This is a genomic window from Novosphingobium sp., from assembly GCF_039595395.1.
In the GTDB taxonomy this organism is placed as follows: Bacteria; Pseudomonadota; Alphaproteobacteria; order Sphingomonadales; family Sphingomonadaceae; genus Novosphingobium.
In genome coordinates this window covers 1,012,873-1,038,964 of record NZ_JBCNLP010000006.1, presented here as the reverse complement: position 1 = coordinate 1,038,964, position 26,092 = coordinate 1,012,873, and the positions used below count along the sequence as shown (strand labels likewise).

Here is a 26,092-nt window from a genome sequence, read left to right as displayed (position 1 = left end):
AGGAGAGTCCCGTGATCGATAAAAGCGTGGCCTCGGCAACCGTTGCCGTCGCCGATATTCAGGATGGCGCCTCCATCATGATCGGAGGGTTCGGCACCGCCGGCATGCCCGACGAACTGATCGAGGCACTGATTGGGCGGGGCGTGCGCGACCTCACCATCATCAGCAACAATGCCGGCAATGGCGAGATGGGTGTGGCCGCGCTGATGAAGGAAAAGCGGGTACGCAAGATCATCTGCTCTTTCCCGAGGCAGGCGGATTCGCATCATTTCGACGCGCTCTATCACGCCGGGGAGATCGAGCTGGAACTGGTACCGCAGGGCAATCTGGCCGCGCGAATTCAGGCGGCAGGGGCCGGGCTTGGCGCCATCTTCACCCCCACCGGCTTTGGCACCCTGCTGGCCGAGGGCAAGGAAACCCGGACCATCGACGGGCGCGATTATGTGCTGGAATACCCCATCCACGCCGACTTCGCGCTGATCAAAGCGCAGCAGGGCGATCGCTGGGGCAATCTGGTTTACCGCAAGACGGCGCGCAACTTCGGCCCGATCATGGCGATGGCCGCCAAGACCGCCATCGCTCAGGTGGCGCAGATCGTGCCGCTGGGCGGCCTCGACCCGGAAGCCGTGGTGACACCGGGCATCTTCGTCCAGCGCGTGGTGCCGATCACGCCCACCGCCGCTCTGGCCGCCTGAGGGAGAAAGACAATGGAACGACTGGATCGCAAGGCCATGGCCGCCCGCGTCGCCCGCGACATTCCCGAGGGTGCCTATGTCAACCTCGGTATCGGCCTGCCGACGATGGTGGCCAACTATCTGCCCGCCGACAAGGACATCTTCCTGCAAAGCGAAAACGGCGTACTGGGCATGGGGCCCGCACCCGCGCCTGGCTTCGAAGACCCCGAACTGATCAATGCGGGCAAGCAACCCGTCACGCTGCTGGATGGCGGCTGCTTCTTCCACCATGCCGACAGCTTTGCGATGATGCGCGGCGGGCATCTGGACATCTGCGTGCTGGGCGCCTTTCAGGTTTCGGCGCGCGGAGATATCGCCAATTGGCACACCGGCGCGCCGGGCGCGATTCCGGCGGTGGGCGGGGCAATGGATCTGGCCATCGGTGCCAAGCAGATTTTCGTCATGATGGAGCTGCTCACCAAGGCGGGCGAGAGCAAGCTGGTCGAGCGTTGCACCTATCCGCTCACCGGCATCGGCTGCATTTCGCGGGTTTACACCGATCTGGGCACCTTCAGCGTGGGGCCTCAGGGCGCGGGCATCATCGACCTCGTCCCCGGTTTCAGCATCGAGGAGGCGCGCCGCAGCACCGGACTGGCGCTGGACGCCGCCGCATTGGCCGCCTGAGAGGATTTTCCGATATGACCGAAGCCTTTATCTGCGACGCCGTCCGCACCCCCATCGGCCGTTATGGTGGCGGTCTGTCGCGCATCCGTGCCGACGATCTGGGGGCGGTGCCTTTGAAAGCCCTGCTGGAGCGCAATCCGGGCCTTGATCCTCAAGCCATCGAGGAGGTCTTCTACGGCTGCGCCAACCAGGCGGGCGAGGACAACCGCAATGTCGCGCGCATGAGCCTGCTGCTGGCGGGCCTGCCGGCGCAAGTGCCCGGCGTGACCCTCAACCGCCTCTGCGCCTCCGGGCTGGAAGCGGTGGGGCAGGCGGCCCGCGCCATTCGCCTGGGCGAGATGGATCTGGCCTTTGCCGGGGGCGTCGAAAGCATGACCCGCGCGCCTTTCGTGATGGGCAAGGCTGATACCGCCTTCGGGCGTGGCCAGAAGATGGAAGACACCACGATGGGCTGGCGTTTCGTCAACCCCGCGCTTGATGCCGCCTACGGCACCGAGACCATGCCGCGCACCGGCGAGAATGTCGCCGAGGATTACGGCATCAGCCGCGCGGATCAGGATGCCTTCGCGCTGCGCAGCCAGCAGCGCACGGCAGCGGTGCAGGCCTCGGGCTTCCATGCCGAGGAGATCGTGCCGGTCAACGTGCCCGGTCGCAAGCGCGGCGAGGTGACGCAGATCACGCTCGACGAACATCCGCGCGCCGACACCACAATCGATGTGCTCTCCGCCCTGAAGCCGCTGTTCGGGGCGAATGGCACGGTGACGGCAGGCAATGCCTCGGGCATCAACGATGGCGCGGCGGCGCTGATCATCGCCAGCGAGGCGGCTGTGAAGGCCCATGGGCTGACGCCGCGCGCGCGCATTCTGGGCCTTGCCTCGGCGGGGGTGGAGCCGCGTGTGATGGGCGTGGGGCCGATCCCGGCGACCCGCAAGCTGATGGCCAAACTGGGCCTGACCATCCATGACTTCGACGCCATCGAACTGAACGAGGCCTTTGCCAGCCAGTCGCTGGCGGTGATGCGTGAACTGGGTCTGGACGACGATGCGCCGCAGGTGAACCCCAATGGCGGCGCCATTGCGCTGGGCCATCCGCTGGGCATGTCGGGTGCGCGTCTGGCCCTGACACTGGTCCATCAGCTTGAGAAGACTGGCGGCAAGCGCGGCTTGGCCACGCTCTGCGTGGGCGTGGGCATCGGTCTGGCGCTGGCGGTCGAGAGGGTTTGACAATGCGTTGCCCTCCTTGCTCCGGGAGCGGGGAGGGCGCCGTCTCAGCGGGGCGTGTTGGCTTGCGGCCAGTGCCATGCGATGACCGCAATCGTCAGCGTCAAGGCCATCTCGATCAGCGCAAGCGTCTGGTAGAAGGGCGCCGCGCCGGGCATGCTGATACCCATGATCGCGGTGTAGGCCAGTCCCAGCACCACCGATACCCACCGGCAGAGGGGCGCGGGCAGCAGCAGGGACAGCGCCACCATCAGGCTGGGCAGCGCCATCATCAGTGACACGCCGATCAGCATACCGGGCGTCGCTGCACCGAGCGGCCCCATGATGCCATGGTTCATCTCATCCAGTGTGCCCTTGATAAAAAGCCCGAAATAATCCCCGTAAACATAACAAAACATGGTGGAAGTCCAGAGGACCGACAACTTGACCTTGGTCGGTGCGCGATAGTCTTCCAGTGCCACCCTACTTGCCTCCTTGCAGTGTGTTGATTGAATAATACAGCCTGTGAGGCAATGCAAGGATACCAGCCCCTTGCGGGACCCAATACGGTCGACAGGCGTTCATCCGACAGGACCTTCCATCCTGACTCGTCTTGGCCGACCTTTCTGCCTATGGTCGCCAGACGGTTGAGACGGCCCAATGAGAGCAAGCTGATGACCCCTGTCAAAGATCGCCTGGAACATGGTGGTTTTCTTCTGTTTTTAGCGTTCATCAGCATCGGTCTCATGCTTATCGTGTCGTCCTTTATGGGCGCCCTGCTCGGGGCGGTGCTGGGGGCGCTGCTGTTCCAGCCCCTGTTCCAGAAGCTGCTTCGCCGCTGCAAGGGACGCCGCAATATGGCCGCGGCGCTGACCTTGCTGATCATCACCATCGCGGTCGTTATCCCGGCGCTGATCATCACCAGTCTGGTGATGGGGCAGGCCGCCGAGGTCTATGACCAGATTCGGGGCGGCCAGATCAACTTCGCCCTCTATTTCGGCAAGCTTCACAGCGCCTTGCCGCTGCGCCTGCAGCACTGGCTCGACAGCTCGGGCTTCGGCAGCTTCGATCTGGTCGAGGAGCGGGTGTCGCAGGCCATCAACAACAGCGTCAGCCTGATCGCGCGGCAGGCCCTGTCGATTGGCGCCAATGCGGCCAGCTTTCTGCTGGCTTTCGGCATCGGCCTCTATGTCATGTATTTCCTGCTGCGCGATGGCGAGCATATCGGCCCCGCCATCCTGCGAGCCCTGCCGATCAAACCTGCCATCGCATCGCGACTGGCCGAGAAATTCGTCATCGTGGTGCGCGCCACCATCAAGGGGTCCGGACTGGTCGCTCTGGCCCAGGGATCGCTTGGCGCGGTGACCTTCTGGATCGTGGGGCTGCCCGCCGCGCTGCTCTGGGGCATGCTGATGGTGGTTGCGGCGCTGCTGCCCGCGATTGGCCCGGCGATCGTCTGGGGCCCGGTGGCGGTCTATCTGCTGGCGACTGGGGCCATCTGGCAGGCTGTGGTTGTGGTGTTCTCCGGCATGCTGGTGATCGGTCTGGTCGACAACATCCTGCGCCCGCTGCTGGTGGGGCGCGACACCGGCATCCCCGACTGGATGGTGCTGGTGACGACGCTGGGCGGGATCGAGCTGGTGGGCATCAGCGGCATCGTGGTCGGCCCGGTGGTGGCCGCGCTGTTCCTGACCGGGTGGGACATCCTGACCGAACAACGCAAGGTGGCGCCCTGAAGCCCGCTTTGCCGACCAACAATCGGCAATCTGCCGTATTCGAGACGGTTTCCGCCCGATTGTGGTTGCGCCTGTCACAATCCAGAGCGCAAGAGGGCACAGACGCAGAATGAAGCGCTTCCAGGCCAGATGCAGGAGATTTCGACAGTGATAACCGATGCGGTGATGATGGCGCAGGTAAAAGGCGGTGCGGGGTTCGTTGCCGCCCTCGATCAGAGCGGTGGTTCGACGCCCAAGGCGCTCAAGGCCTATGGTGTGGCAGAGGACGCCTGGTCGAATGATGAGGAAATGTTCGATCTCATCCACCAGATGCGGGTGCGCATCATCACCACGCCGTCCTTCAGCAAGGGCAAGGTGCTGGGCGCGATCCTGTTTGAACGCACGATGGATGGCATGGCCGAGGGCGTGCCGGTGCCGACCCTGCTGCGCGAAAAGGGCATCGTGCCCTTCCTGAAGATGGACAAGGGGCTTGAGGCCGAGCAGGACGGCGTCCAGTTGATGAAGCCGATCCCCGGTCTGGATGCCCTGCTGGAGCGGGCCCGCGCGCTGGGCGTGTTCGGCACCAAGATGCGTTCGGTCGTCCGTCTGGGCCATCGCGCGGGCATTGCCGCCATCGTCAGGCAGCAGTTCGAGGTCGCCGAGCAGATCCTGAGCCACGGCCTGATGCCGATCGTCGAGCCCGAAGTGCTGATCGCCAGCGAGGAGCGCGCTCAGGCCGACACCATTCTGCGCGAGGAACTGCTGAAAGCGCTCGACGCGCTTGAAGGCGACCGTCAGGTGATCCTCAAGCTGTCGATCCCGCATGAGCCCGACTTCCACGCGCCGCTGATCGCCCATCCGCGCGTGATCCGGGTGATTGCTCTGTCGGGTGGTTATTCGCGGACCGATGCCTGTGCCGAACTGGCGAAGAACCATGGCGTGATCGCCAGCTTCTCGCGCGCGCTGATCGCCGATCTGGCTCATGGGCAGAGCGATGAGGCCTTCGACGCCGCGCTGGCGCAGGCCATCGATGAGATCTACCTCGCCTCGATCGTCAAGGCCTAAGGCATCGAGGTGGCCGGAGGACCCAAGCGGCGGCATGAGGGTGCCGCCTTGCTTGCGTCTTCCGGCATCGTTTTACCGCGTGGTCGGACGGCGCGTCCCGAACCATGAGCGCACCACCGCCCACAGGCTGGCGTAATTGCTGCCGTGATAGGTCGCCCCGCGCCCGAACTCCGCCGCGAGCCTTTTATGGGCCTTGCCCAGCTCATGATAGGGCAGCGAGGGCAGCAGGTGATGCAGCCCATGATAGCGCAGGCCCACCGGCGCCCATAGCGCGGGCAGCAGCGCGGGGGGCGGCACATTGACCGAATCCGCATATTGCGCGGTCAGCGACATCGGCTCGCCCGAATCGTTCTGCCACATATGGGCGGCCAGCGTGCGGATCTGATTGACCAGCGCCACCATCGAAAGCACCGCCAGCACCATGCCCGCCGTGCGCAGCGAGACCACGCCTTTGGCGACCAGCGCAACCATCGTCATCGCCCAGAGGCTGGCCAGCGTTTCAAGGACCAGCCAGCGGCGATAGGCCTCGGGCTTGGGGCGGCTGCGGCGATAGTCCGGATTGATCGCAAGGGCCGAGAAACGGCTCACCACCGCCTCCCTCAGGGGCGGGATCAGCAGGCTGAGCGGCGCCAGCACGGCAAAGCGCAGGATCAGCGCCACCGGTGCCAGAGCCGCCAGCAGGGTGAAGCCCACCACGCCCAACCAGCCAGACTGCGCCAGCGGCTTATATTCGGGATCGCGCGGCGTGCCATAGGCATGACGCAGATGGTGCTGATTATGCACGCCTTCATACATGAAGGAAGGCGTCAGCAGCGGAATGCCCACCAGCGCGTTCCAGCCCGCGTTGAAGCCCGGCAGGCGCCCCGGCAACACATGGGTCAGTTCATGGATAAAGCTTTCCGCGCGGTACAGCGCCAGCACCGCCACCACGAACAGCAGCACACTCAGGCCATCCGGCGCCCTGTTGACCAGAGCGATCAGCGATCCGTAGCCAACAACCGCCGAGGCGATCGTGTCGCCCCAATAGATCGCGGGCTGAGCCTTGCGGGCCTCCTTGGTGATGGCGGCGGCGGCGCGCAGCAGGTCGCGGTCTTCCGCATCGGGCGCAGCGGCATTGGGCAGGGCGGGGGCGGGCATCGTCGCGTTCATCAGCATGCTTCATTCACCAGTCGGCAGTCCCCGGCGCGGTTGCAAGCTGTGGCCAGAGGAAAATGGGAGGCGCGCTTGCGGATCTGCGGCGGCCAGCACAGGCCTGCACCATCATTCTCCGTCATCAAGCTGCTCCGATCCATGGAGATGGGCATGTGTATGCTGCGCTTGCGTTTGGCAAGGCCTGTCACGATCCTTTCGTCGCGCCGGGGCGGGCTGTCGGGTCGGTCAAGGCTCACTGAAAGGGCGATTTGCGCCAGATCGGACTGTTCTCTTTGCCCAGGGCGGCACGCCGTCCAAAATCTGACAAATTAGGCTCTTAATCATGCCGTGATAAACCCGCGCAGGACAGAGGACAGGCCATGAGTGACGCCAGCTTTGCCGAAGGTGATGTCGCCGAGGCACTGTTCACCCTGAAGATCCACCGCGGCGACGGCATGTGCCTGCTGGCCATGAACTGGCGTGACGGGCAACCCTCCGAGGATTTCGTCGGCTTTGCCATCGAGTATCAGGAGCCGGGCAGACAGCAGTTCTTCGCGGTCAAGAACCGGCTGAATTTCGAGGGAGAGGCTGGCTCCACCTCCGCCCCGTTGCGCCCGCAGACCTATTCCACGCTGGTGGCGCCGATCCAGAAATTCCGCTGGGTGCATTTCCCCTTCAACGCCGATCTTGCGGGCGATTACACCTATCGCGTGACGCCGGTCTTCATGAACGCCACCGGCGATCTGACCTATGGCACGGCGCAGATCGCGGCCCTGCCGCTGGCGCGCGAGACCTATCCGGGCAAGCTCAACATCGCCTACACGCGGGGGTTTATCTCGTCACAGGCCTTTCTCGATCGCTATGCAAGAAACGGCGCCATCGAGACTTTGCTGCCGAGCGACGCCAAAAACGGCCTCGATTTCGTGCCGACGCACCCCGATGCCCAAAGCGCCTATGCATGGATGGGCTTTGAGGCCTATGCCGAGATGCTGGCCATTCTGGATGCGGCCATCGCGGAAACCAAAGCCGGGCAGGCGCCGGACATCGGCATCATCGCTTTTGACTTCAACCTGCCGATGATCATGGACCGGGTGAAGCAACTGCCCACCGACCGGTTGCGGATCATCATCGACAACAGCAAGGACCACACCGGCGAGGGTGCCGCCGAGGACAAGGCCGAGCAGATCCTCACCGGCCTTGGCTATGCGGTCAAGCGGCAGGCGATGAAGAGCCTGCAGCACAACAAAATCATCTGGGTCAGCGGGCCGACGATCCAGCGCGCGATCTGTGGCTCCACCAACATGAGCTGGCGTGGCCTGTTCGTTCAGTCGAACAATCTTGTCACCGTCGAAGGCGAGGCGCCGCTGGCCGTGTTCAAGGCGGCGTTCGAGCAATATTGGTCCGCGCCCGACACGTTTCCCACAAGCCCCTCGACCGACTGGCTGGATCTGGGGCTTGAGGGGATTGATGCCCATATCAGCTTTTCGCCGCATGCCGCCGCGAACTCCCGACTGGCGGGCATTGGCGCGGACATCGATGATGCGACCTCGTCGATCTTCTATTCGCTGGCTTTCCTCAGCCAGACGCCCGGCGTGATCGTCGAGGCGCTGAGGGCCAAAACGAGCCAGCAGGATCTCTTCGTCGCGGGGATTTCCGACAAGAAGACCGGCATCGAGGTGGCCTCGACTTCCTCCAACCAGCCGCTCACCTATGTCGAGGCACTGGGCAAGGATGCGCCTCCACCTTTTTCGACCGAGTTCACCGGCTTGGCGGGCAATGTGGGCACGCGGATGCATCACAAATTTATCGTGCTCGATTTCAACACCGACAAGGCGCTTGTCTATACCGGTTCCTACAACATGTCGAAGGCGGCGGATGGCTCCAATGGCGAGAACCTGCTGCTGATCCGCGACCGCCGCGTGGCGACCTCCTATGTGATCGAGGCTCTGGCGATGATTGATCACTATCAGTTCCGGGTCGCGCAAAAAGTGTCGAAAGGCGCGGTCAGGCCCCTCAGCCTCAAGCGGCCACCCAAGGATGGTGAGGAGGCCTGGTTCGCCGAGGACTGGGCGCAGCCCCATAAGGTGCGTGACCGGCTGCTTTTCGCCTGAAACGGGCCACGGCTTCGGCAGTGTTAAATATGCTCCTCGAAGACCTCCCCCGGTCGGCCCTTCGCGATCCGTTCGGCCGTCGCTTCCAGATCGCGTGCAAGGCTTTCAAGCGCCTGCATCGCATCCGGCAGCGCCTCGTGCTTTTCGAGAAGCAACATGGCGCGCTCGCTTCTCCTGCGCGCCACAGCGGCGGCAAAGCGAAGTGTGACAGGACAGAAGGGCGGAGTCTTTGACATGGGCAAAGATACGCAGATTCCCGAGGCGATGGCTATGTTAATTTAACGTGAACCGTCACATATTGGTCATGGGAAATTATATTGTAAAATATATCAGAAGCATTTCCGTATATTGCCTTCACTATTTCACAGAAACCCTCTTGTGGTTTCCCCAGCCTATTCAAACAAAACGAGGATCCCTCTTTATCGCGCCAGCATGGTGATGGTGTCATCCCCGGCATCCCTGGCGAGGTAGAAAGCGTTGATCGAGGCCTTCTCCATCGCCGAAGCATTGTCGAAGCGGAGAATCCGGACATGGGCCGGTTCGTAAAAGCTGTCCCCGATGTGCAGGATTCGCTCCTCCTGCCCCTCGATCTGAAAGACGAAACTGCCGGCGGTGACGGTCCCGATGACCGGCAGCGGATGAAGATGAGCCCCGCTGGCTTGCCCCGGAGCGAAGGTCACCCGCGCCTGCTTCACCACCGAAACCTCAAGAGGGCCGGGCAGGGGGATATCGGGCAGGATCTGCCGCTCGAAGCGCGGGGCGGGCGCGGCGGCCAGCGCGCCTTCGAACAGCAGCAGCATGGCCGTCGTCGTGGCACCCATGGCGAGAGTGCGGGTAAAGCTTCTGTCGGCGTCCGTGCCTGCGGGATCAAGGCTCATCGCGGCTGCCCCGCCGCAATGGTCGAGGCGGCAATGCCCGAGGCGAAGGAGAAATCATCGAAGGTGGAATTGGCCATGACAATCATCACATCCTCGGGCCGGATGCCGGGATGGGCGCCAAGCCGCTCGACCAGCCGCCGATAGAAAGCCTGCTGCACGCCATGGGGTCGCGTGCGGCCGGTGGTGATATGGAACAGCACGAAGTCGTCCGAGCGCGGCCCGCCCGCATAATGCCGGTCGAAGATGAGTTCGCCGGGCTGATGCTGGTGGATCGCGACGAACTGGTCGGTCTCGGGCACCTCGAAGGCCTCGACCATGGCGCGGTCCAGGCTGTCGACGATGGCGGAAAGATGAGCGGGGGGCTTGCCCGCCAGCAGCGAAATTCTCGTGAAGGGCATGATGGGGCACTCCAGCCTTGTTGACATCATCGGGATAAATCCGGAAAATCATCGCGAAAATCGGATAATCCTGGATCATCATTCCTGAAAAACAGGACATTCTATGCGCCTGACCAATCTCGACATGGATGCGCTGCGCAGCTTTGTGACGGGCATTCACGCCAACTCCTTCGCCCGCGCGGCGGACCGTCTGGGGCGCTCGACCTCGGCGGTGAGCGCCCTGCTCAAGAAGCTGGAGGATCAGGCGGGCGTTTCCCTGCTGCGCAAGGCAGGCCGGGGCCTGACGCTGACCGATGAGGGCGAGGTCTTTCTGTCCTACGCAAGACGCCTGCTCGACCTTAACGACGAAGCGGTGAGCGCAGTGCGCGGGCTGGACCTGTCCGGCTGGATCAGGCTGGGCCTTCAGGAGGATTTTGGCGAGGTGGTCCTGCCTCAGGTGCTCGGGCGCTTTGCCCGCGCTCATCCCAATGTGCGGATCGAGGGGCGCATCGGGCGCAACAGCGAGCTGATCGCCAGGACCCGTTCGGGCCAACTCGATCTGGCGCTGGCATGGGAAAACGAGGCTGCCGTGGGCGAACCTCTGGCGGCGATACCCTTGTGCTGGCTGGGTTCCATGCGGGAGGAGCCGGTCTGGCGGCCCGGCGCGGGTGAACCCTTGCCGCTGGTCACGCTTGAAGCGCCCTGCATGCTGCGCACCATCGCCTGTGACGCGCTGGACCGGGCCGGCGTGCCCTGGCGCATCGCTTTCGTCAGCCCAAGTCTGGGCGGGATGTGGGCGGCCACGGCGGCGGGGCTGGGGGTGGCCCTGCGCACATCGGTGGGTCTGCCCGCTGCGGTGAAGATGCTTGATCCGGCATCATCGGGCTTGCCTGAACTGCCCGCGCTGGGCTTGACCTTGCTGCGGGCAGACCGGGATGCGGGACCAGTGGGCGAGCAACTGGCAGCAATCATCCGGCAGGCGCTGGCGGAAGCTTTGCCTCAAGAATGGCTGGATGCCGGAAGGCGCTTTGAGGCATCATCCATACCAGCCTGAGGAACGATCATGAGTGACACACCAGTTCCCCTTCGTCGGCCGATCCCCGCCGTTCTGGCGGTGGTGATCCGGGAGCGTTCGGTGCTTCTGGTGCGCCGCGCCAATCCGCCCGATGCCGGGCTTTGGGGCTTTCCGGGCGGGAAGATCGACTTTGGCGAAAGTCTCGAGCAGGCGGCAGGGCGCGAGCTTTTCGAGGAAACCGGGGTTCGCGCCGAGGCAGGCCGGGTTTTCACGGCTGTCGATGCCCTTGATGTTGGCGATGAGGGCCACCTGCGCCAGCATTACATTCTGATCGCCGTGTCATGCCGCTGGCTGTCCGGTGCTCCGGTGGCGGGGGATGATGCGCTGGAAGCCGCATGGTACAATCTGGATGACCTGGAGACCGCCGGGCTGCCGATGAGTGTTGGCGTTGTGGATCTCGCGCGGCAGGGCTGGGCGCTCTCGCAATTGGCCTGAAAACGGTCGGGGTTCCGTTGAACATCGCGCGAGAGGCGCCACAATCCTCACCCTATCGGTGTGACGGGGCGCGGCAAGGAAAGAACCATGTGATGACGGAAGCAACGACAGCCCGCTTCAACCTCGACCGCTTCCTGCAGGCGCAGGAGCCCATTTATGACACCGCACTGATGGAAATCCGCAAGGGCGCCAAGCGGAGTCACTGGATGTGGTTTATCTTTCCTCATCTTGCAGGGCTGGGCTTCAGTGTGATGGCGCAGCGCTATGCCATCAGCTCGCTGGATGAGGCGCGGGCCTATCTGGCTCATCCGGTTTTAGGTGCGCGTTATCGACAATGTATCAGTGCTTTGGAAAACATTCCTTATAATAATGCTGAAGCCGCGTTCGGGCCGGTTGATGCCATGAAATTGCGCTCTTCGCTGACCCTATTCGAACAGGCCTCTGGCGAGGCGCTGTTCGAAAGGGCCCTGCAGCGTTGGTTCGGCGGGGGTGATCCGGCCACCCTGCGCCTGCTGGGGTATGGTTAGGGTCGGACCTCATCAGGCGCATTCCCGACGATCTCCGCCAGAGCCGCATCCACCGTGGCATAGCGGAAGCGAAAACCGCTGCTCAGCGCCGCCTCGGGCAGCACGCGCTGGCCCGAGAGCAGCAGCTCGTGAGCGAAATCGCCCAGCATCAACCGCAGCGGCCAGGCAGGGATGGGGATCAGGGCAGGACGGTGCAGCGCCCGCGCCACGGCGCTGGTAAAGTCGCGGTTGGTCACCGGATGCGGCGCGGTGGCGTTGTAGGGCCCGCTGATCTCCACCGTGGCGATGGCGTGGACGATCAGCCGCACCATATCGTCGCGGTGGATCCAGCTCATCCAGTGGCGTCCCGTGCCAAATCTGCCGCTCAACCCAAATTCGAAAGGCGTGAGCAGACGCGCCAGCATTCCCCCATCACGATCCAGCACCAGCCCGGTGCGCAGCAGCACCGTCCGCGCGCCCAAAGCCTGCGCCTTCAGCGCCGCCCTTTCCCAGCGCTGGCAGATCTCATGCGAGAAGCAGGGGCGTGCATCGCCCGCTTCGGTCAGCGCCTCATCTCCGCGCAGCCCGTACCAGCCAATGGCCGAACCACTGACCAGCACCGGCTTGTGCTGCAACCGCGCGATCAATCCCACCACCTCGCGCGTCACGGTGAGGCGCGAGCGCAGGATGCGCTGGCGCTTGGCGCGGGTCCATGGGCTGTCCGAAATCGGCTCTCCGGCCAGATTGACGATGGCGTCGATCTGCGCGTCGTCGGCGATCTCATCCAGATGGGTGACGATGCGGATCGGGGCGTCCTCGGCCATTCCTCGGGTCTTGGCCTTGTCGCGTGTCAGCACGATCAACTCATGCCCGGCCGCCCCCAGAGCCGCGACCAGACGCTGGCCGATAAAGCCGGTGCCGCCGGTCACCAGTACGGTCTGGCGGCCCGCCAGATCGGCGCAAAGCCATGCCGGATCGGGGCGGACCAGACGGTCGCAACGCCGCGCCGCCGCCAAATCACGCAGGCCCGAGACGATCACGCCAACGGCCGCCAGCGCGCAAAACAGGCTGATCCAGCCATAGGACACCGGCACCAGCGCTGTAGGCATCGCGCTCAGCCGGGCCAGCCAGGGCACCAGCAGGGCCAGGATCACGCCATAGTTCAGAGTCAGCAGCGTGTGGAGCACGCGCTCGGTGGCGGGCAGGTGTCGGCTGCGGTCCTCCTCGACGAAATCCCACAGGGTGATGACCAGCTCGCCCGCCATCAGCGCGATCAGCGCCATGGCGAAAAATCCGCGCGGCTCGCTCCAGCCCAGCGTGGCGAACAGCACCGCATAGGCCAGATTGCGCCAGCCATGCAGCCGCAACTCGGTCTTCTGCGAGGGGCGCCAGGCCAGCCTCTGCGTGCCCTCATGGTGATAGAGCGTATCGGAACCGCCCATCGCCATCTGGATGAAAACGAAAAACCAGAGCGTGTCAGTCATGGCCGTTCTCCCGCATGATATGCTGCGATGCTTGATCGTGGAACAGGCTGGTCTGGCGCATCATCTCGCCCAGCAGGCGGTGGCGCAAGGTCAGCGTGAAGGTAAAGGCACCCGCGCCCCGGTCCAGATGGTCGATGGTGAGGTGGCCCGGCGCCAGCCATCGCGGCAGTCGCAACCGCAGCGCCCCCAGACGAAGGAAATAATGGTCGCTGGCGAAATGGATGCCGTCGCTGTCGGCGGCGACCTTGAGCGCGATGCCGAAACCCAGCCCGAGATATTCCTCCAGTCCGGTGGGCCCGGCAAAGCGTTTGGCCGAATGGATCACCTGCGGAAAGCCATGCTTGCGGGCATAGAGCCGCGTCCAGACCTGCCCGCCCGTGGCGGCATCCTCGGTCACGCTGACCACGGCGGCCAGATCTCCACCCCGGTTTAAGGGCAGGGGTGCCCCGATCAAACGGCAAAGCTGCGCCAGCAGCCAGCCCGAGGCGGACATGCGGCAGTCCAGCACCTGCCCGGCATAGCTGGCCGACTGGCCGGGGCCGAGCCTTTTGCCGAAACGCCTTTGCACCGTGGCGGGCAGGCGGTCCCAGGCGGGGGCGCCCAGCAACTGGCGGAAGCGCAGATCGGCCAGGGTTGCGGTGCGAACCTCCGGCGTGGCGGCGGGGAGGGAACGCTGGATCATGCTCATCGGTAGCGCACTCCTGAACGATTAGATATTTCTGTAAAAAGAGAAATCATGAGGCAAATGAAGGTCAGCTCTCCCCCTCCGCGGAACTGTCCTTGCGGCTGACGAACTTGAGCAGGTTGATCACCTTCGACCCAAGACGGATCAGCCGCATGATCTGCGCGGGCGGCACATGCAGCATCTGATTGTACCAATTGTCCACCGTGGTGACGAAATCATGCATGTTGTGCAGCCGGTCGCGCACCGTCTTGCTGATCTTCGGATCATCGACATGGGCCATGGCGGCATGGAGCGCGGCGACCATCGGATCGATCTCGCGCTGCTTGCGGCCTTGGGCGACCTTGCTGGCCATCTGCCACATATCGGTTTCGGCCACGTAATGGTCGCGGCGGTCACCCAGAACGGGGACGCGCATCACCAGCTTCCAGTTCAGCAGCTCCTTGAGGCTGTTCGACACGTTGGACCGCGCCATGCCCAGCCTGTCGGCGATGTCCTCGGCGGTCAGCGGGCGTTCGGACAGCAGCAACAGCGCCTGAATCTGCGCGACAGAGCGGTTGACGCCCCATTGCCCGCCCAGATCGCCCCAGTGCAGCACAAAGGCCTCGACGGCGGTGGGGAGCTTGTCCGACTCATTCGTTGTTTCTGTCATGACAGAAATATCGAACATCAGGCGGCCTGTGTCAAGGCTTTCGGATCATGCAGACAGATCATGCAGGCGGGCGCAATGATTGGTGTCATTTGAACAACAATGTTTCCTGCGTTTGCTATCTTATCATAGGCCGATGTCAGGCCCATCTGCACCTCACACCCGCTGCCAAAGCACGATGGCTTCAAGGTTTTTTTGACCCCCCGTTAAAAAGCGTTGAACCTCGGGCACAAGACAAGACAGCGGGCGTCAGGAGGAATTGAATGAAAAATGCCATCTATAGCGCCGCTGCAGTCCTGACCCTGGCTGCCGCCCCTGTCGCCCATGCCCAGAGCACTGATCACGGCTTCACCGGCCCCTTCGTCGGCGTGCAGGGCGGCTGGGAAGAAAACAGCGTGCGCAACCCCAGCAATGCCATCACCACCACCCCGCTGACCCGCAGCGGCGACACCGGCACGCTCGGCGTCATCATGGGCTATGACAAGGAAGTCGCGCCCCGCATCGTGGTCGGTGGCCAGGCTGAACTGAATTTCCCGGTGGACTCGCGCTTCGGCAACGGCCTCGCCAGCATCACCCCCAAGCGTTCGGTCGATGTCTCGCTGCGCGCCGGTTATCTGGTGACGCCCAAGACGCTGGTCTATGCCCGCGGTGGTTACAGCAACGGGCTCTATGGCTCGGATGTGGGCGCGATCCACACCTCCACCGATCGTGACGGCTGGCTGCTGGGCGGCGGTGTCGAGCGCAAGCTGACCCAGAAGGTCTCGGCGCGCGTCGAATATCGCTACACCGATTACAGCGAAGGCAATGGCAAGTTCGACCGTCACCAGGTCCTGCTGGGCGTCGCCTACCGCTTCTGATCCAATTTAAATCCCCCCGCGCTCCCACCTCCCCCCCGTCGGGAGCGCCCCCTTCGCGATCGGGCCTGAAGCTCAGCGCCCGATCGCGATTTTTGCCATCACGAAATCGATGAAATTGCGGACGGATGGCAACATGCCGCGCGGCGTCGGATAGATCATATAGACGCTGTATTCCGGCTTGAACCAGTCGGGCAGCAGCCGCACGAGACTGCCTTCGGCCAAAGGTTTGGCCACCAGCGCCTCGGCCAGCAGGGCAACGCCGATCCCTTGCCGGGCCGCTTCCAGCTGGATCTGCAGGTCCCCGGTCACAAGGCGTGGCGTGAGGTCGAGCCTTTGCGACTGGTCATCGTGGCTCACCAGATTCCATCGGGCGACCTCATCATGCACATCGGACAGGCGGGCGATGATCGGAAAGCGGGCGAGATCGGCCGGACCATCGGGCTGGCCCGTGGCTTCGAGCAGGGCGGGCTGCGCCACCAGAATGCGCCGGATGCGCCCGATCTCACGCGCGACAAGGCTGCTGCTGTCGGCCAGTTGCGACCGCGCCGAGAGGATGACGTCGAAACGCTCATCAAGCGGATTGATCAGGCGGTCGGTCGCCTCGACGGTGACGGACACTTTGGGGTGCAGGGCCAGAAAGCTCGGCAGGATGGGGGCCAGATAATTCTGGGCCAGCACCACCGGCGCGCCCACGCGGATCATGCCGGTGGGCTCCTTCTTGAACTCAAGCACGCTGTCGCGGGCAACCTGCGCGCCATCGAGCACCAGCAGGCAGCCTTCGTAAAAGCTCATGCCCGCCTGTGTCAGCGAGACACTGCGCGTCGAGCGCTGCAGCAGGCGAACGCCGAGCTGTTCCTCTAGCGCCGCGACATGGCGGCTGAGGCGGCCCTTGTCGATCCCGGTGGCTCTGGCTGCGGCGGTGAAGCCTCCGTTCTGAACCACGGCGGCGAAGAAGGCGATATCATTCAGGTCTAGCATCGGGCCCTTTCACCACGACCGGATTTCGAGCCAAGGCAGACGATGGTCGGGGAGAGCATCGCTGTCCATGCCGTCGCCTAAGTCGGGATGAGGCTGCCAACATTCAATGGCTTGGCGGACAGACACGCCCGGTTCGCGGTCCATCACCGTTCGCGAAGCAGAAAAACCGCGACAGCAGCGATCAGCGCGGGGATGACGGCGGTCAGGATCAACTGCTGGCTCGTCCAGCCCAGCGAGAGCAGGGCGCCGCCCGCGACCGGCCCGACAATCGAGCCAATCCGCCCGACGCCCAATGCCCAGCCCACGCCCGTCGCCCGCACCGCCGTGGGATAGGTGGAAGCGGCCACCGCATTGAGCCCGATTTGTCCCCCCACCACGCCGAAGCCCGCCAGAGCCGCTCCGGCCAGCAGCAGGGCGACATTGGCCCCCGCATAGGCCACCATGACGATGAACAGGGCGGAAGCCGCATAGGCAAGGCCAAGGATCAGCGCAGGCTCACGCTTGTCGATCAGCCGCCCGAGCACGATGGCCCCGACCACCCCGCCCAGATTGAGCACGGCAGTCGAGATGATGGCGATCGAGAGCGGCAGGCCCAGCCCGCGCAGCAAGGAGGGCAGCCAGTTCACCAGAAAATACATCACCAGCAGGTTCATGAAGAAGGCCAGCCAGAGCAGCACCGTGGTCCGCCCGCGCCCTTCATGGAACAGTTCGATGACGGGGAAGTGCTGCCTCGTCCGGTCGGATGCTTCACCACGCACCTGTGCGATAAAGATCGAGGGTGCCAGAGAGGGATCGATCCGCGTCAAAATCGGGCCAAGCCGCGCTTCGGCATCCTGTCGCATGGCGAGGAAGCGGGCCGATTCCGGCAGGGCGAGCCAGAGCAAGGGCAGCAGGATCACCGGCAAAACGCCGCCCAGCACAAACACCGCTTCCCATCCGAACCGCGCGATCAGCGGCGCACTGATCGCGCCCCCGATCGTGGAGCCCAGAGGAAAGCCGCAGAACATCACCGTCACCAGCGTCGCTTTCAGGCGCGAGGGGGCATATTCATTGGTGATCGCGATCAGATTGGGCATGGCCCCGCCCAGACCAATGCCAGTCAACAGGCGATAGGCAAGCAGTTGCTCCATATCGGCCGCCCTTGCCGTGAGCAGGGCAAAGAGGCCGAACACGCTCGTGCAGAACAGGATGACCGCCTTGCGCCCGACCCGGTCCGCGATCGGGCTGAGCAGGAAGGCTCCGATGGTCAGGCCGAGCAGCCCCGCGCCGAAGATCGGCCCGAAGGCAGCCTTGTCCAGCTTCCATGCTTCCCCGATGCTGGGGGCGACATAGGCGATGGCCTGCGTGTCGAACCCGTCCAGCCCCGCGATCAGCGCGCAAAGCGCGGCGATCCTGAGCTGAAAGGGCCCAAATCGCGCCCCATCGATTGCAGAGGCGCGATGACCCTCCGCCATAATTGCTGCCATAAGGTTCCCCTCCTCACTCGGCGATCTTGTGCCGCCTGTTGAACACGTTCGGAGGGGCAGCTCAAGTCAGGGAGCTGAGCCGGATATGCAGGGGGGTGCCGTCATGCTCGTGCAGCAGGTGCGCAAGGGAGGGTGCTTGCGGATCGCCTCTGTCGAGGCTTACCGAGCGGATGGGGCTGCTCACCAAGGCGGCTGATCCGCGCAGGAAGCCCAGCATCCCGGCGGCACCCTCGGCCATGGCGCTGCGACGGCTGAGCTGATGATCGCCAAACCTTTCCGCGCTGGATGTCCACAAGGACGGCGGTTTGCCCCCAGGGCATGATTTTCTCCCGATTTCCCTTGCTGTTGTCCACCGGTTACCATGGGCGGCTTTCTCATGAAAAAACTACTTTTTTATATGAAATGTCGTATTGAAGTGGAAAAGGGGGGAGGGTGGCCGATCTGTGCTCGGCCTTGTGCACTTCTGCCGGGTTGGAGCCGATACCAGCCGTGGCACTTTACCCGCTGGTAAAGTGCCACGGCTGGTAAAAGTGTTGGAGATGTCGATAAAGGATTCACAGGATTCACTTGTTGTGCTTTAAATGTTCTCATGTTCCAGCCCGATCTTTTTGCTCCTGAAGCTGTCGCCCGACCGGAGAGGATCAGGGCCAAGCCGCCTCTGGATCTTCCGGGTATTCTCGAAAGGCTGGCGCATGTGTGCGAAAGGCCGCGCTACAGCTTTATGGTGCTCAATCTGATCGCGAAGGCCAGCGCGAAGACAGGAGAGGCGGGCCCCTATGTTCGTGATGGAGATTGCTATGTCGCCGTGCGCGACTGGTTGTCGGATGCGCTGTCGCCGGTCGCGCAGCGCGATCCGCGCCGACTGGCGATCGGCAAGAAAGTCCGCCAGGAATTGCTGAGCCAGAACGCGCTGCCCGAGGATGAAACGGCGGCGCAAAGCATCATCGACGAGAAGGTGCGCGATCGCATTCGTCTGTCAGGCAGAACCCAGATCAGTCGCGCTGTCTCGGAACTGGTGCGCGCGGGTCTGGTCCACCGTTATTACAAAGGCTATCGCGTCGATCACGAAAATCGCGGCGCGGGGCGACAGGTGATCTATTCGGTCACCGAGGAAGCCCGCGGCGCGCTTCAGCTTGGCTGAGATACGCATCGCGGAACTTTGCTTGATAATGGAGATTATGTTAAAATCCCACCCAACGCGATAGAGGACATGGGCCAACCCCACGCCCTCCACATCGCTCAGAACTGCTCGCCAACCAGTCGCTCGCTCAGTGCCCACAGCGCCTTGGCACGCTCCCGATCCAGCGCATAAGACGATTGCTTTGCCGAGCAGATCGATACCCCCTAGTTCCTCGGATACGTCGCCAGTTTGACGCGCAGCATTTGAGGCGCCCCGGTGAAGTTAAGTCCCCAATCGACCTGATCGCCGTTCCACACGCGCGCGAACTGCCAATGCCCCTGCGCGTCATAGGTCCCTTCTTCGACCCGATCGATGATCAGGTTCCCCGCATCATGATCGGTCAGGTCGAACGCCACGCGCGCAAAATAGCCCGTCACAAGATACTCGTCCTCCCCAAGCCCCGCGATGGCGACACCGCCGCTGGGGGAGGTGTTCCCCTTGGGCGGGGCATTCCCGAAATCCCCGCTGCCGAAGCTGACCGTCGCCGTGTAGCGCCCCAGCTTCAGGACCGAGCGATGTCCATCGGCCGGATCCTCAGGCTCGGCAACACCCCATGTCTGGCCCTCGAACGCCAGTCTGGCCCAGAGGCGGGCAATGGGACGGAAAAGCGCATAATTGGCCGCGAAGGGGACCATCGGCTTCCCCTCCAGACTGGGTGTCGCAGGGAAAACCGACGCATAACGGGTGTAATCCATGCCAAAAGGCGACCAGCCAATCGCGCCGCGCCCCATCGCCTCGAAAAAGAAGCGCGCATAATCGAGCCCATGTCCGGTCTCCGGCACGAACAAGGCATTGTCCGGACGGTCATAAGCGCTGAGAAAACCAATATAAGCCCGATGCGCCGGATTGTAGATATCGGGCGCCACCAGATCGAGATGGGGCGCAGCCGCCTTGTAGACATCGATCACGGTATTGGCCGGGCCACCGCTGGCATAGGTTTTGGCGTCCTGCCAGGTGAAGGGATCGCCGGGCAGCGCGGCATTGACATACATCGGCAGCGGCTTCTCCGCCTTTCCGGCTGCGGCCACCGCGTCGATGTAACGGGCGACATGCCAGGCATGGAAATAGAGGTCGGCATCCCGGCCAAACAGCTCCGCCCAGCTTCCGGCAGGCTTGTGCAGCCGCGCCCGCAAGGCCGCAGGCACCGGCGCCTTGAAAGCAGCCTCGGCCACGGGCGCATGATCGCGCGCCAGACCATAGGAGCCGGCCTCATTCTCGACCTGCATCATGATGACCGTGTTCTGCGGATCGACCTCGCGCAGATGATGCATCAGCGCGGCAAAGGCCTTGCTGTCGGCCTTCAGCGTTTCACCGCCGAAAGGCGAAAGCGCATAATGAAAGGTTCCGTCTTCCCGCACCATGCGCGGGAAACGCCGGTTGTCCAGCTTGACCCAGCGCGGCGCATATTGCGGGTTGGTGTTTTTCCAGGTGGCAAACCACAGCAGCACCAGCCTCAAGTTCCGGGCGCGGGCCTGTTCCAGCAGCGTGTCGACCACCGTAAAGTCGAAATGCCCCTCCTGCGGCTCGATCTGCTCCCAGGCGACGGGCATTTCCACCGTGTTGACGTTGAGCGCCTCCATCGCCGGCCAGACACGCGGCAAGGCACTGGGCCAGGCGCTGGAATTGTTGGCCTGCGCGCCCAGCATCAGGAACGGCGCTCCATCGACGATCAGCGCATGGCGCCCCTGCTTCTCCACGATATGGGGCGTGTCGCCTGCTTGGGCGACAGCCGGGATGGCCGCCACAAGCAACGTGGAAAGCAGACAGGCGATCACCTTGCGCAAGCCGTTCATCCTGCCCTTGCCTCTCAACCCTGCTTGCCGGAATGGAAGCCGGTGGTGACCTTGAGCACCTGCGGACGGTCGATCAGGTTCAGGCCATAATCGGTCTGGTCCCCGTTCCACACCCGTGTCGTCACCCATGTGCCGTCGCGGAAGGTCCCCTCCTCCACCGAGACGACCATGCCATCATCGCGCTTGTCCGCGGAGGAGAAGCTGACCCGCACATGGTCGCCCATCACCAGATATTCATGGTCCGAAAGCTGGGCCACGGCCATGCCGCCGACAGGCTCGCTGGCCCAGGGCGCCGGTTCGGCCTTGATCCAGGTCCAGTCCTTCATGCCGAACTGCCACTGGCCCCAGCTGGCGGTGATGGTCCATTTGCCCAGCGTGACCGACTGGTCACTGCCATTGTCGGGCTTGGCCGTGCCCCAGGTGGGGCGCGTGGCGGCGATCTTCGCCCAGTCACGCATGATGCCGCTCACCGTGGCATAGGGCAGCGCGAAAGCGGCAAGCTCCTTGTGGTCCAGCTCCCTGGCGCCCAGCGGATAGTTGAAATAGCCGCTGGCATCCATGCCGAAGGGCGAGAAGCCGATGCCGCCGCGCCCGATGGTGGGCCAGAAGAAGCGCGCGAATTCCTTGGCATTGCCGATCTCGGGCACCATCAGCGCATTGTCGGCGCGCGCATATTTGTCGAGATACTGGATCACATTGCCGCTGGCGCGATCATAGATGTCGGGCGCGGCAAGGTCGATGGCGGGGGCCGCCGCCTTCCAGATATCCAGCACATCCCATTGCGGCCCGCCGCTGGCTACACCTGTGGGATCGGGCACATTGGACGGCCCGGCCAGCGAGGCATTCACATACATCGGCAGCGGCTTCACCGCCTTGCCCGCCTGCGCCACCGCATTGACATAGCTGGCGACATACCAGGTGTTGAAGGCACGCGGCGCCTGCGCGCCAAAAGCCTGGGTCCATGTGCCGGACTTGCCCGTCTTGCGTGCCAGCGCCGCCGGAATGGTCTGGGCAAACAGCCGGTTGCCCTCGGCCGAGAAATCGCGCGGCACGCGGTAGGAGCCGGTCTCATTCTCGGGCTGGACCATGATGACGGTGTTCTGCCGGTCATGATCACGCAGATATTCCATCACCTTCACAAAGGCGCGGCGATCGGCCTCCATCGTTGCCGAAGACAGCGGGGTGAGCACGCCGTGATCCTTGCCCTGCGGGTCCTTCATGCGCGGGAAGCGCGCATTGTTGAGCTTCACCCAGGCCGGCGCATAGGAAGGGCTGGTGTTCTTCCACGTGCCGAACCACAGCAGCACCACGCGCTTGTCATGCACGCGGGCCTGATCGAGCAGCTCCTGCAGGAAGGAAAGGTCATATTTGCCCTCCACCGGCTCGACCTGTTCCCAGGCGATGGGCACCTCCACCGTGTTGGCATGCATGGCATCCAGCACCGGCCAGGCGGTTTTCAAGGGCTCGGCATAGTTGCTGGAGTTGTTGACCTGCCCGCCCAGCATCACAAAGGGCGCGCCATCGACGATCAGCGCATGATGCCCGTCATGGCTTTCCAACCGGGGCAGCGGGGTGGCCGTCTGGGCGGCGGCACTCTGGGCCACCAGGGCGCAGGCCAGCGCCAGCGGCGCAAGTTTCATCAGCATGTCTGTCATTCCCCCTTTGCCGGGTCACCGAAGATCAATCCGCGCCCGTCTGTCGCCACATAGACCCGCCCGAACAGGCGCGGATCGCCCGAGACCATGCGGATACGCAGGCCCCATTGATGTTCCTTGTCGTTGATGCGTGCCCACGCCCCGCCGCCATCCAGCGATCGCCACAGGCCGCGCGTACCGGCCACGCTGCCCAGCACATAGAGCGCGGGTGTGCCCGCACCCCTTCCCTTGCCGAGGCCGAAACGCTCCACGCGGATCGCCTGCCCGCTGCGCTGCCAGCTTTCACCGAAATCGACGGAGCGCCACAAGGCCCCGCCCAACGCCAGCCAGAGCGCCCCAGCATGATCCGGCTCGGCCAGCAGCGGCGCGGGGTCCTCGCGGTTGGTGGAGTGGGCTGCGGTCAGATCCGACGGCAGGCCCCTGCCCGCCACGGCATGGAAGCTGGCGCCGCCATCGTCGCTGCGCAGAACGCGGCCCCTGGCAAAATCCAGCGCGTAAAAGTGCCGCGCATCCACCTTGTCCGCCGTCACCCTGATGCGCGAGGGAAGCCCCGAGATCGCGGCCCAATTCGCGCCATGATCGCGCGAAAGCAGCGGCTTGTCGGTCTCGGCCAGAAAGGCCCCGCCATCGGCGGAGACGGTGATCGCGGCATCGCCGGTCTCCTCCGGGCAAGGCGAGCCATCGGCATGAGGCGTGCAGCGCGGCAGATGCAGCCCGCTCCACGATGCCCCGCCATCCGCCGACCACGCCAGCGACGTATCGGGCACCTTCAACGTATGGGTGTTCCCGCTGCGCACCATGATCGCGGGCGACCGTCCGGCGTAATCCAGCGTGTTGGTGTTGGTCAGGAAGGGTTGCAAATGCATGCGCGGCGGCGAAACCGCCAGATCATCATGCCGAAAACCACCAATATCGCCAAAGCCTGAAATCAGATGTGCCCCGCCTGTCGGACTGGTCAGGGTGATGACGGCGGTCTGCTCGATGCCCTGGGTCCAGGGCTGCCACGCCATCTCACCGGGCTTGTCCAGCGCCTGCGTGCCATAGACCGTGGCGCCGGTGACATAGGCGGCATGGCCCGGATCGAAGGGATCGATCGCCAGCCCGGCGATCCAGTGCCCGAAATTCGCCTTGCCGTTGAAATCGAGGAAGGGTGTGGACGAGACATCGCGCACCGAGCGCCGCCACAGCTCGTCCCAATGCGCACCGCCATCGCGGCTGAGCCACACGGTGTCGACCGGATTGCCACGATCGACGGTGCTGACCGCGATCATCCTCGGGTCCTGCGCGGAGACCGCAACGCCCATATAGCCCCCCTGCGGCGCGTCAGGCCCCCGCAGCGGCGTGACCTCGCGCCAGTGCATCGCCGCCGTGTCGAGCTGCCAGACCGCGCCGCGCCTTATGCCATTGGGGCCGATCCCGTCGTTAAGCGTGACGGTCAGCATGCCATCGCGGCCCAGCACCGCCTTGGCCGCCAGCAGATCGGCGGGCGGGCCGCCCGGCACCGGGCGCCATGTCGTCCCGCCATCCTCCGAGAGGAAGAGATGCTGTGTGCCCGGATCGGCGCTGCCCACAAAGATGCGGCCCTTACGTGCCGGATCGAAGACCACGAAGGACAGGCCGCCATGCGTCTGCCGACGCGCTGTCGGCAAGCCCAGCCCCGCCAGCGGGAAGCTGCTCACCTGACGCCAATGCGCCCCGGCGTCCTCGCTTTGCCACAAGCCCTGATGGCGCGAGCCGAAAAACAGCCGCCCATGGTCGAAGGGATCGATCGCCAGCCTTTCACCCAGCCCGCGCCCATCCTCATTGCCGCCCATGGCGAATGGGGCCGGCGTCACCTGCCAATGCGCGCCATAATCGGTGGAGCGGAAGATGGCCGAGGGCATGCGAGCAGCCATGCCCGCCGCGAGATAGACCGTGCCCGCATCCACCGGATCGACCGCAAGGCTTTCCACGCCCATATAGCTGCCTTCGGACACTCCATCCTGCAGTTGTACCCAGCTTTTGGCATGGGCATCCCAGCGATAGGCGCCGCCCATATCGCTGCGCAGATAGGCAAGGCCCGGCTCCACCGTGCTGAAGACAATGCCCGGCGTGAAACCACCGCCACCGATGCGGACGCTCGACCAGTCATAGGCCACCGGCGCCTGAGGCGGCGCGGCCATCGCCACCGGTGCGGTAAGGCCCGCCGCCATCATCAGCGCGACCGACCTTGCGCGCCCTGCCCCTGACATCTTCAAGCCCCTGCCCTCTCATCTTTTCGCTTCCGCGTGATCGCTGGAATGAATAGCGCTACCAATTCATGATGCAAACAGATTGCGGTCGAAGACTATGCTATGAATGGAAAAAATAGGCACCAGCCACAGTCTGGCAAGGATAGCGCAAACATCGGGCAACAGCTAAGCCACACACAGGGCTCTGGAGAGAAGCACGCATGACCACAACAATCACCTCACGCCGCGCCATGTTGGGCGGCATGACTCTGGCGGGTATCGCCGCATCGACGATCGCCACCAAGGCCAGCGCGGGCACGCGGGCCATCACCCATTCCGGCCCATCGATCCCGCTCTGGCCGGGCGAGGCGCCGGGCGCGCCCACCACCCTGCCCACCCGCGCCTTCGAGCAGCGCTCCACCGACACCAGTTTCGACGACCGCTGGCTGACCGGCATTGCCAGCCCCTCGATCGAGGTCCGCCGCCCCGCCTTTCAGGATGGCTCGGCGGTGCTGATCATGCCCGGCGGCGGCTATGGCTTCCTGTCCATTGACAATGAGGGCGAGGAACAGGCCCGCTGGCTGACCGAGCGCGGCGTCACCTGCTTCATCCTCTATTACCGCCTGCCCGGCGAGGGCTGGCGCAACCGGCAGACCGTTCCCCTGCAGGACGCCCAGCGCGCCATGCGCCTGATCCGTTCGCGCGCGGGGGACTTCGGCATCGATCCCGCGCGCGTCTCGGTGCTGGGCTTTTCGGCGGGTGGCCATCTGGCGGGCAGCATCGCCACGCGCTTTGCCGAAACCACCTATGAGCCCGTCGATGCCGCGGACCGCCTTTCGGCACGGCCGGATCTGGTGGGCATGATCTATCCGGTGGTGACGCTGGCGCAGCCTTTCGTCCATGCCGGATCGCGCGACGCGCTGCTCGGCCCCAATTCCGGTAGCGAGCTTCGCAAGACCACCTCCGTGGAGAACCGCGTGACCGAGGCGACGCCCCCGGTCTTCCTGACCGCCGCGAGCGACGACGGGCTGGTCCCCATCGCCAACAGCGTGGCGATGTATGGCGCGCTGCTGGCCAAGGCCCGCCCCGCCGAGTTCCATGGTTTCGACAAGGGCGGCCACGGTTTCGGTGTGCGCCTGCCCAAGGATGTGCCAGCCTCGGCATGGCCGGATCTGTTCTACAGCTATGGTCGCCGTCTGGGCCTCTATCGCGCTTAAGACATTGTTTGGAAATCCGGCGAAGCCGGATTTGCGGCACCAGCCCTCTCCCCCACCCGGCCACCCAACGG

At 64.2% G+C, this 26,092-nt stretch carries 25 protein-coding genes; 12 read left to right on the top strand and 13 right to left on the bottom strand.

What is annotated here, in order from left to right:
- Positions 1–11 precede the first annotated feature (11 nt).
- Genes ABDW49_RS24465 through pcaF form a run of 3 tightly spaced genes read left to right on the top strand, consistent with a single transcriptional unit; the run spans position 12 to position 2,581 of the window.
- A complete protein-coding gene (locus tag ABDW49_RS24465; RefSeq protein ID WP_343616053.1) occupies positions 12–695 on the top strand; it encodes a 3-oxoacid CoA-transferase subunit A in 684 nt (227 codons plus the stop codon).
- 12 nt (positions 696–707) lie between these two features.
- Positions 708–1,358, top strand: a complete 651-nt coding sequence (locus tag ABDW49_RS24460) for a 3-oxoacid CoA-transferase subunit B (RefSeq protein ID WP_343616051.1) — start codon at positions 708–710, stop codon at positions 1,356–1,358.
- A gap of 14 nt (positions 1,359–1,372) precedes the next feature.
- The gene (gene pcaF / locus ABDW49_RS24455) at positions 1,373–2,581 is read left to right on the top strand and encodes a 3-oxoadipyl-CoA thiolase (RefSeq protein ID WP_343616050.1); all 1,209 of its coding nucleotides are present in this window, start codon (positions 1,373–1,375) and stop codon (positions 2,579–2,581) included.
- 44 nt (positions 2,582–2,625) lie between these two features.
- Here pcaF and ABDW49_RS24450 read toward each other — a convergent pair whose 3' ends face one another.
- Complete coding sequence (locus ABDW49_RS24450) at positions 2,626–3,039, bottom strand: DUF6326 family protein (RefSeq protein ID WP_343616049.1); 414 nt, start codon at positions 3,037–3,039, stop codon at positions 2,626–2,628.
- Positions 3,040–3,231: 192 nt separating this feature from the next.
- Between ABDW49_RS24450 and ABDW49_RS24445 the strand changes: the two genes are divergently transcribed.
- Positions 3,232–4,293, top strand: coding sequence for an AI-2E family transporter (locus tag ABDW49_RS24445; protein WP_343616048.1), 1,062 nt, complete (start codon positions 3,232–3,234; stop codon positions 4,291–4,293).
- Between the two features lie 165 nt (positions 4,294–4,458).
- A complete protein-coding gene (locus ABDW49_RS24440) occupies positions 4,459–5,337 on the top strand; it encodes a fructose bisphosphate aldolase (RefSeq protein WP_343617384.1) in 879 nt (292 codons plus the stop codon).
- Positions 5,338–5,409: 72 nt separating this feature from the next.
- Here the strand turns inward: ABDW49_RS24440 and ABDW49_RS24435 are convergent, their stop codons facing one another.
- On the bottom strand, positions 5,410–6,486 hold the full coding sequence (locus ABDW49_RS24435) for a fatty acid desaturase (protein ID WP_343616047.1): 1,077 nt from the start codon (positions 6,484–6,486) through the stop codon (positions 5,410–5,412).
- A 362-nt stretch (positions 6,487–6,848) separates the two neighbouring features.
- On the opposite strand from ABDW49_RS24435, the gene ABDW49_RS24430 reads away from it, so the two are divergent.
- The gene (locus ABDW49_RS24430) at positions 6,849–8,579 is read left to right on the top strand and encodes a phospholipase D-like domain-containing protein (RefSeq protein ID WP_343616045.1); all 1,731 of its coding nucleotides are present in this window, start codon (positions 6,849–6,851) and stop codon (positions 8,577–8,579) included.
- Positions 8,580–8,602: 23 nt separating this feature from the next.
- On the opposite strand, the gene ABDW49_RS24425 is transcribed toward ABDW49_RS24430, so the two are convergent.
- From ABDW49_RS24425 to ABDW49_RS24415, 3 genes are all read right to left on the bottom strand, one after another.
- Entirely contained in the window at positions 8,603–8,737 is a 135-nt protein-coding gene (locus tag ABDW49_RS24425) for a hypothetical protein (protein WP_343616044.1), read from the bottom strand.
- Positions 8,738–8,998: 261 nt separating this feature from the next.
- A complete protein-coding gene (locus tag ABDW49_RS24420; protein ID WP_343616043.1) occupies positions 8,999–9,457 on the bottom strand; it encodes a cupin domain-containing protein in 459 nt (152 codons plus the stop codon).
- Positions 9,454–9,855 (bottom strand): tautomerase family protein, encoded by a 402-nt coding sequence (locus ABDW49_RS24415; protein WP_343616042.1) that lies wholly within the window; start codon positions 9,853–9,855, stop codon positions 9,454–9,456. Before ABDW49_RS24415 ends, ABDW49_RS24420 begins: the two co-directional genes overlap by 4 nt.
- A 103-nt stretch (positions 9,856–9,958) precedes the next feature.
- Here ABDW49_RS24415 and ABDW49_RS24410 point away from each other — a divergent pair, with 103 nt between their 5' ends.
- The 3 genes from ABDW49_RS24410 to ABDW49_RS24400 all read left to right on the top strand — a co-directional run bounded on the left by ABDW49_RS24410 (position 9,959) and on the right by ABDW49_RS24400 (position 11,871).
- Entirely contained in the window at positions 9,959–10,888 is a 930-nt protein-coding gene (locus ABDW49_RS24410) for a LysR substrate-binding domain-containing protein (RefSeq protein WP_343616041.1), read from the top strand.
- A gap of 9 nt (positions 10,889–10,897) precedes the next feature.
- Entirely contained in the window at positions 10,898–11,344 is a 447-nt protein-coding gene (locus ABDW49_RS24405) for an NUDIX hydrolase (protein WP_343616040.1), read from the top strand.
- Between the two features lie 92 nt (positions 11,345–11,436).
- Entirely contained in the window at positions 11,437–11,871 is a 435-nt protein-coding gene (locus tag ABDW49_RS24400; protein WP_343616039.1) for a DUF1810 domain-containing protein, read from the top strand.
- Here the strand turns inward: ABDW49_RS24400 and ABDW49_RS24395 are convergent.
- The 3 genes from ABDW49_RS24395 to ABDW49_RS24385 all read right to left on the bottom strand — a co-directional run bounded on the left by ABDW49_RS24395 (position 11,868) and on the right by ABDW49_RS24385 (position 14,668).
- Complete coding sequence (locus ABDW49_RS24395) at positions 11,868–13,334, bottom strand: TIGR01777 family oxidoreductase (protein ID WP_343616038.1); 1,467 nt, start codon at positions 13,332–13,334, stop codon at positions 11,868–11,870. The genes ABDW49_RS24400 and ABDW49_RS24395 overlap by 4 nt on opposite strands.
- A complete protein-coding gene (locus tag ABDW49_RS24390; protein WP_343616037.1) occupies positions 13,327–14,022 on the bottom strand; it encodes a DUF4166 domain-containing protein in 696 nt (231 codons plus the stop codon). The genes ABDW49_RS24395 and ABDW49_RS24390 overlap by 8 nt, the downstream gene beginning before the upstream one ends.
- Before the next feature lie 64 nt (positions 14,023–14,086).
- Positions 14,087–14,668: a MarR family transcriptional regulator gene (locus tag ABDW49_RS24385; protein WP_343616036.1), complete on the bottom strand. Its 582-nt coding sequence runs from the start codon at positions 14,666–14,668 to the stop codon at positions 14,087–14,089.
- A gap of 260 nt (positions 14,669–14,928) precedes the next feature.
- On the opposite strand from ABDW49_RS24385, the gene ABDW49_RS24380 reads away from it, so the two are divergent.
- On the top strand, positions 14,929–15,522 hold the full coding sequence (locus ABDW49_RS24380; protein WP_343616035.1) for a porin family protein: 594 nt from the start codon (positions 14,929–14,931) through the stop codon (positions 15,520–15,522).
- A gap of 72 nt (positions 15,523–15,594) precedes the next feature.
- On the opposite strand, the gene ABDW49_RS24375 is transcribed toward ABDW49_RS24380, so the two are convergent.
- On the bottom strand, positions 15,595–16,500 hold the full coding sequence (locus tag ABDW49_RS24375) for a LysR substrate-binding domain-containing protein (RefSeq protein WP_343616034.1): 906 nt from the start codon (positions 16,498–16,500) through the stop codon (positions 15,595–15,597).
- Between the two features lie 143 nt (positions 16,501–16,643).
- On the bottom strand, positions 16,644–17,966 hold the full coding sequence (locus ABDW49_RS24370; protein ID WP_343616033.1) for an MFS transporter: 1,323 nt from the start codon (positions 17,964–17,966) through the stop codon (positions 16,644–16,646).
- 694 nt (positions 17,967–18,660) lie between these two features.
- Here ABDW49_RS24370 and ABDW49_RS24365 point away from each other — a divergent pair.
- A complete protein-coding gene (locus tag ABDW49_RS24365; RefSeq protein ID WP_343616032.1) occupies positions 18,661–19,107 on the top strand; it encodes a hypothetical protein in 447 nt (148 codons plus the stop codon).
- Positions 19,108–19,310: 203 nt separating this feature from the next.
- On the opposite strand, the gene ABDW49_RS24360 is transcribed toward ABDW49_RS24365, so the two are convergent.
- The 3 genes from ABDW49_RS24360 to ABDW49_RS24350 are packed head-to-tail and all read right to left on the bottom strand — an operon-like array spanning position 19,311 to position 24,825.
- Complete coding sequence (locus ABDW49_RS24360; RefSeq protein WP_343616031.1) at positions 19,311–20,939, bottom strand: DUF5597 domain-containing protein; 1,629 nt, start codon at positions 20,937–20,939, stop codon at positions 19,311–19,313.
- A gap of 14 nt (positions 20,940–20,953) precedes the next feature.
- On the bottom strand, positions 20,954–22,585 hold the full coding sequence (locus tag ABDW49_RS24355) for a DUF5597 domain-containing protein (RefSeq protein WP_343616030.1): 1,632 nt from the start codon (positions 22,583–22,585) through the stop codon (positions 20,954–20,956).
- Positions 22,586–22,590: 5 nt separating this feature from the next.
- Positions 22,591–24,825, bottom strand: a complete 2,235-nt coding sequence (locus ABDW49_RS24350; RefSeq protein WP_343616029.1) for a hypothetical protein — start codon at positions 24,823–24,825, stop codon at positions 22,591–22,593.
- 200 nt (positions 24,826–25,025) lie between these two features.
- Between ABDW49_RS24350 and ABDW49_RS24345 the strand changes: the two genes are divergently transcribed.
- Positions 25,026–26,021 carry an alpha/beta hydrolase gene (locus ABDW49_RS24345; protein WP_343616028.1) on the top strand — a complete coding sequence of 332 codons (996 nt, stop codon included), beginning with the start codon at positions 25,026–25,028 and terminating at the stop codon, positions 26,019–26,021.
- Positions 26,022–26,092 lie beyond the last annotated feature (71 nt).

What these genes read in the sequence shown, in the direction of transcription:
- ABDW49_RS24415 (WP_343616042.1), bottom strand. Translation starts at nt 9,855, where the DNA reads ATGCCCTTCACGAGAATTTCGCTGCTGGCGGGCAAGCCCCCCGCTCAT.
- ABDW49_RS24425 (WP_343616044.1), bottom strand. Translation starts at nt 8,737, where the DNA reads ATGTTGCTTCTCGAAAAGCACGAGGCGCTGCCGGATGCGATGCAGGCG.
- ABDW49_RS24435 (WP_343616047.1), bottom strand. Translation starts at nt 6,486, where the DNA reads ATGAACGCGACGATGCCCGCCCCCGCCCTGCCCAATGCCGCTGCGCCC.
- ABDW49_RS24345 (WP_343616028.1), top strand. Translation starts at nt 25,026, where the DNA reads ATGACCACAACAATCACCTCACGCCGCGCCATGTTGGGCGGCATGACT.
- ABDW49_RS24400 (WP_343616039.1), top strand. Translation starts at nt 11,437, where the DNA reads ATGACGGAAGCAACGACAGCCCGCTTCAACCTCGACCGCTTCCTGCAG.
- ABDW49_RS24380 (WP_343616035.1), top strand. Translation starts at nt 14,929, where the DNA reads ATGAAAAATGCCATCTATAGCGCCGCTGCAGTCCTGACCCTGGCTGCC.
- ABDW49_RS24385 (WP_343616036.1), bottom strand. Translation starts at nt 14,668, where the DNA reads ATGACAGAAACAACGAATGAGTCGGACAAGCTCCCCACCGCCGTCGAG.
- ABDW49_RS24410 (WP_343616041.1), top strand. Translation starts at nt 9,959, where the DNA reads ATGCGCCTGACCAATCTCGACATGGATGCGCTGCGCAGCTTTGTGACG.
- pcaF (WP_343616050.1), top strand. Translation starts at nt 1,373, where the DNA reads ATGACCGAAGCCTTTATCTGCGACGCCGTCCGCACCCCCATCGGCCGT.
- ABDW49_RS24420 (WP_343616043.1), bottom strand. Translation starts at nt 9,457, where the DNA reads ATGAGCCTTGATCCCGCAGGCACGGACGCCGACAGAAGCTTTACCCGC.
- ABDW49_RS24355 (WP_343616030.1), bottom strand. Translation starts at nt 22,585, where the DNA reads ATGCTGATGAAACTTGCGCCGCTGGCGCTGGCCTGCGCCCTGGTGGCC.
- ABDW49_RS24405 (WP_343616040.1), top strand. Translation starts at nt 10,898, where the DNA reads ATGAGTGACACACCAGTTCCCCTTCGTCGGCCGATCCCCGCCGTTCTG.
- ABDW49_RS24390 (WP_343616037.1), bottom strand. Translation starts at nt 14,022, where the DNA reads ATGAGCATGATCCAGCGTTCCCTCCCCGCCGCCACGCCGGAGGTTCGC.
- ABDW49_RS24430 (WP_343616045.1), top strand. Translation starts at nt 6,849, where the DNA reads ATGAGTGACGCCAGCTTTGCCGAAGGTGATGTCGCCGAGGCACTGTTC.
- ABDW49_RS24370 (WP_343616033.1), bottom strand. Translation starts at nt 17,966, where the DNA reads ATGGCAGCAATTATGGCGGAGGGTCATCGCGCCTCTGCAATCGATGGG.
- ABDW49_RS24350 (WP_343616029.1), bottom strand. Translation starts at nt 24,825, where the DNA reads ATGTCAGGGGCAGGGCGCGCAAGGTCGGTCGCGCTGATGATGGCGGCG.
- ABDW49_RS24395 (WP_343616038.1), bottom strand. Translation starts at nt 13,334, where the DNA reads ATGACTGACACGCTCTGGTTTTTCGTTTTCATCCAGATGGCGATGGGC.
- ABDW49_RS24460 (WP_343616051.1), top strand. Translation starts at nt 708, where the DNA reads ATGGAACGACTGGATCGCAAGGCCATGGCCGCCCGCGTCGCCCGCGAC.
- ABDW49_RS24440 (WP_343617384.1), top strand. Translation starts at nt 4,459, where the DNA reads ATGATGGCGCAGGTAAAAGGCGGTGCGGGGTTCGTTGCCGCCCTCGAT.
- ABDW49_RS24445 (WP_343616048.1), top strand. Translation starts at nt 3,232, where the DNA reads ATGACCCCTGTCAAAGATCGCCTGGAACATGGTGGTTTTCTTCTGTTT.
- ABDW49_RS24375 (WP_343616034.1), bottom strand. Translation starts at nt 16,500, where the DNA reads ATGCTAGACCTGAATGATATCGCCTTCTTCGCCGCCGTGGTTCAGAAC.
- ABDW49_RS24360 (WP_343616031.1), bottom strand. Translation starts at nt 20,939, where the DNA reads ATGAACGGCTTGCGCAAGGTGATCGCCTGTCTGCTTTCCACGTTGCTT.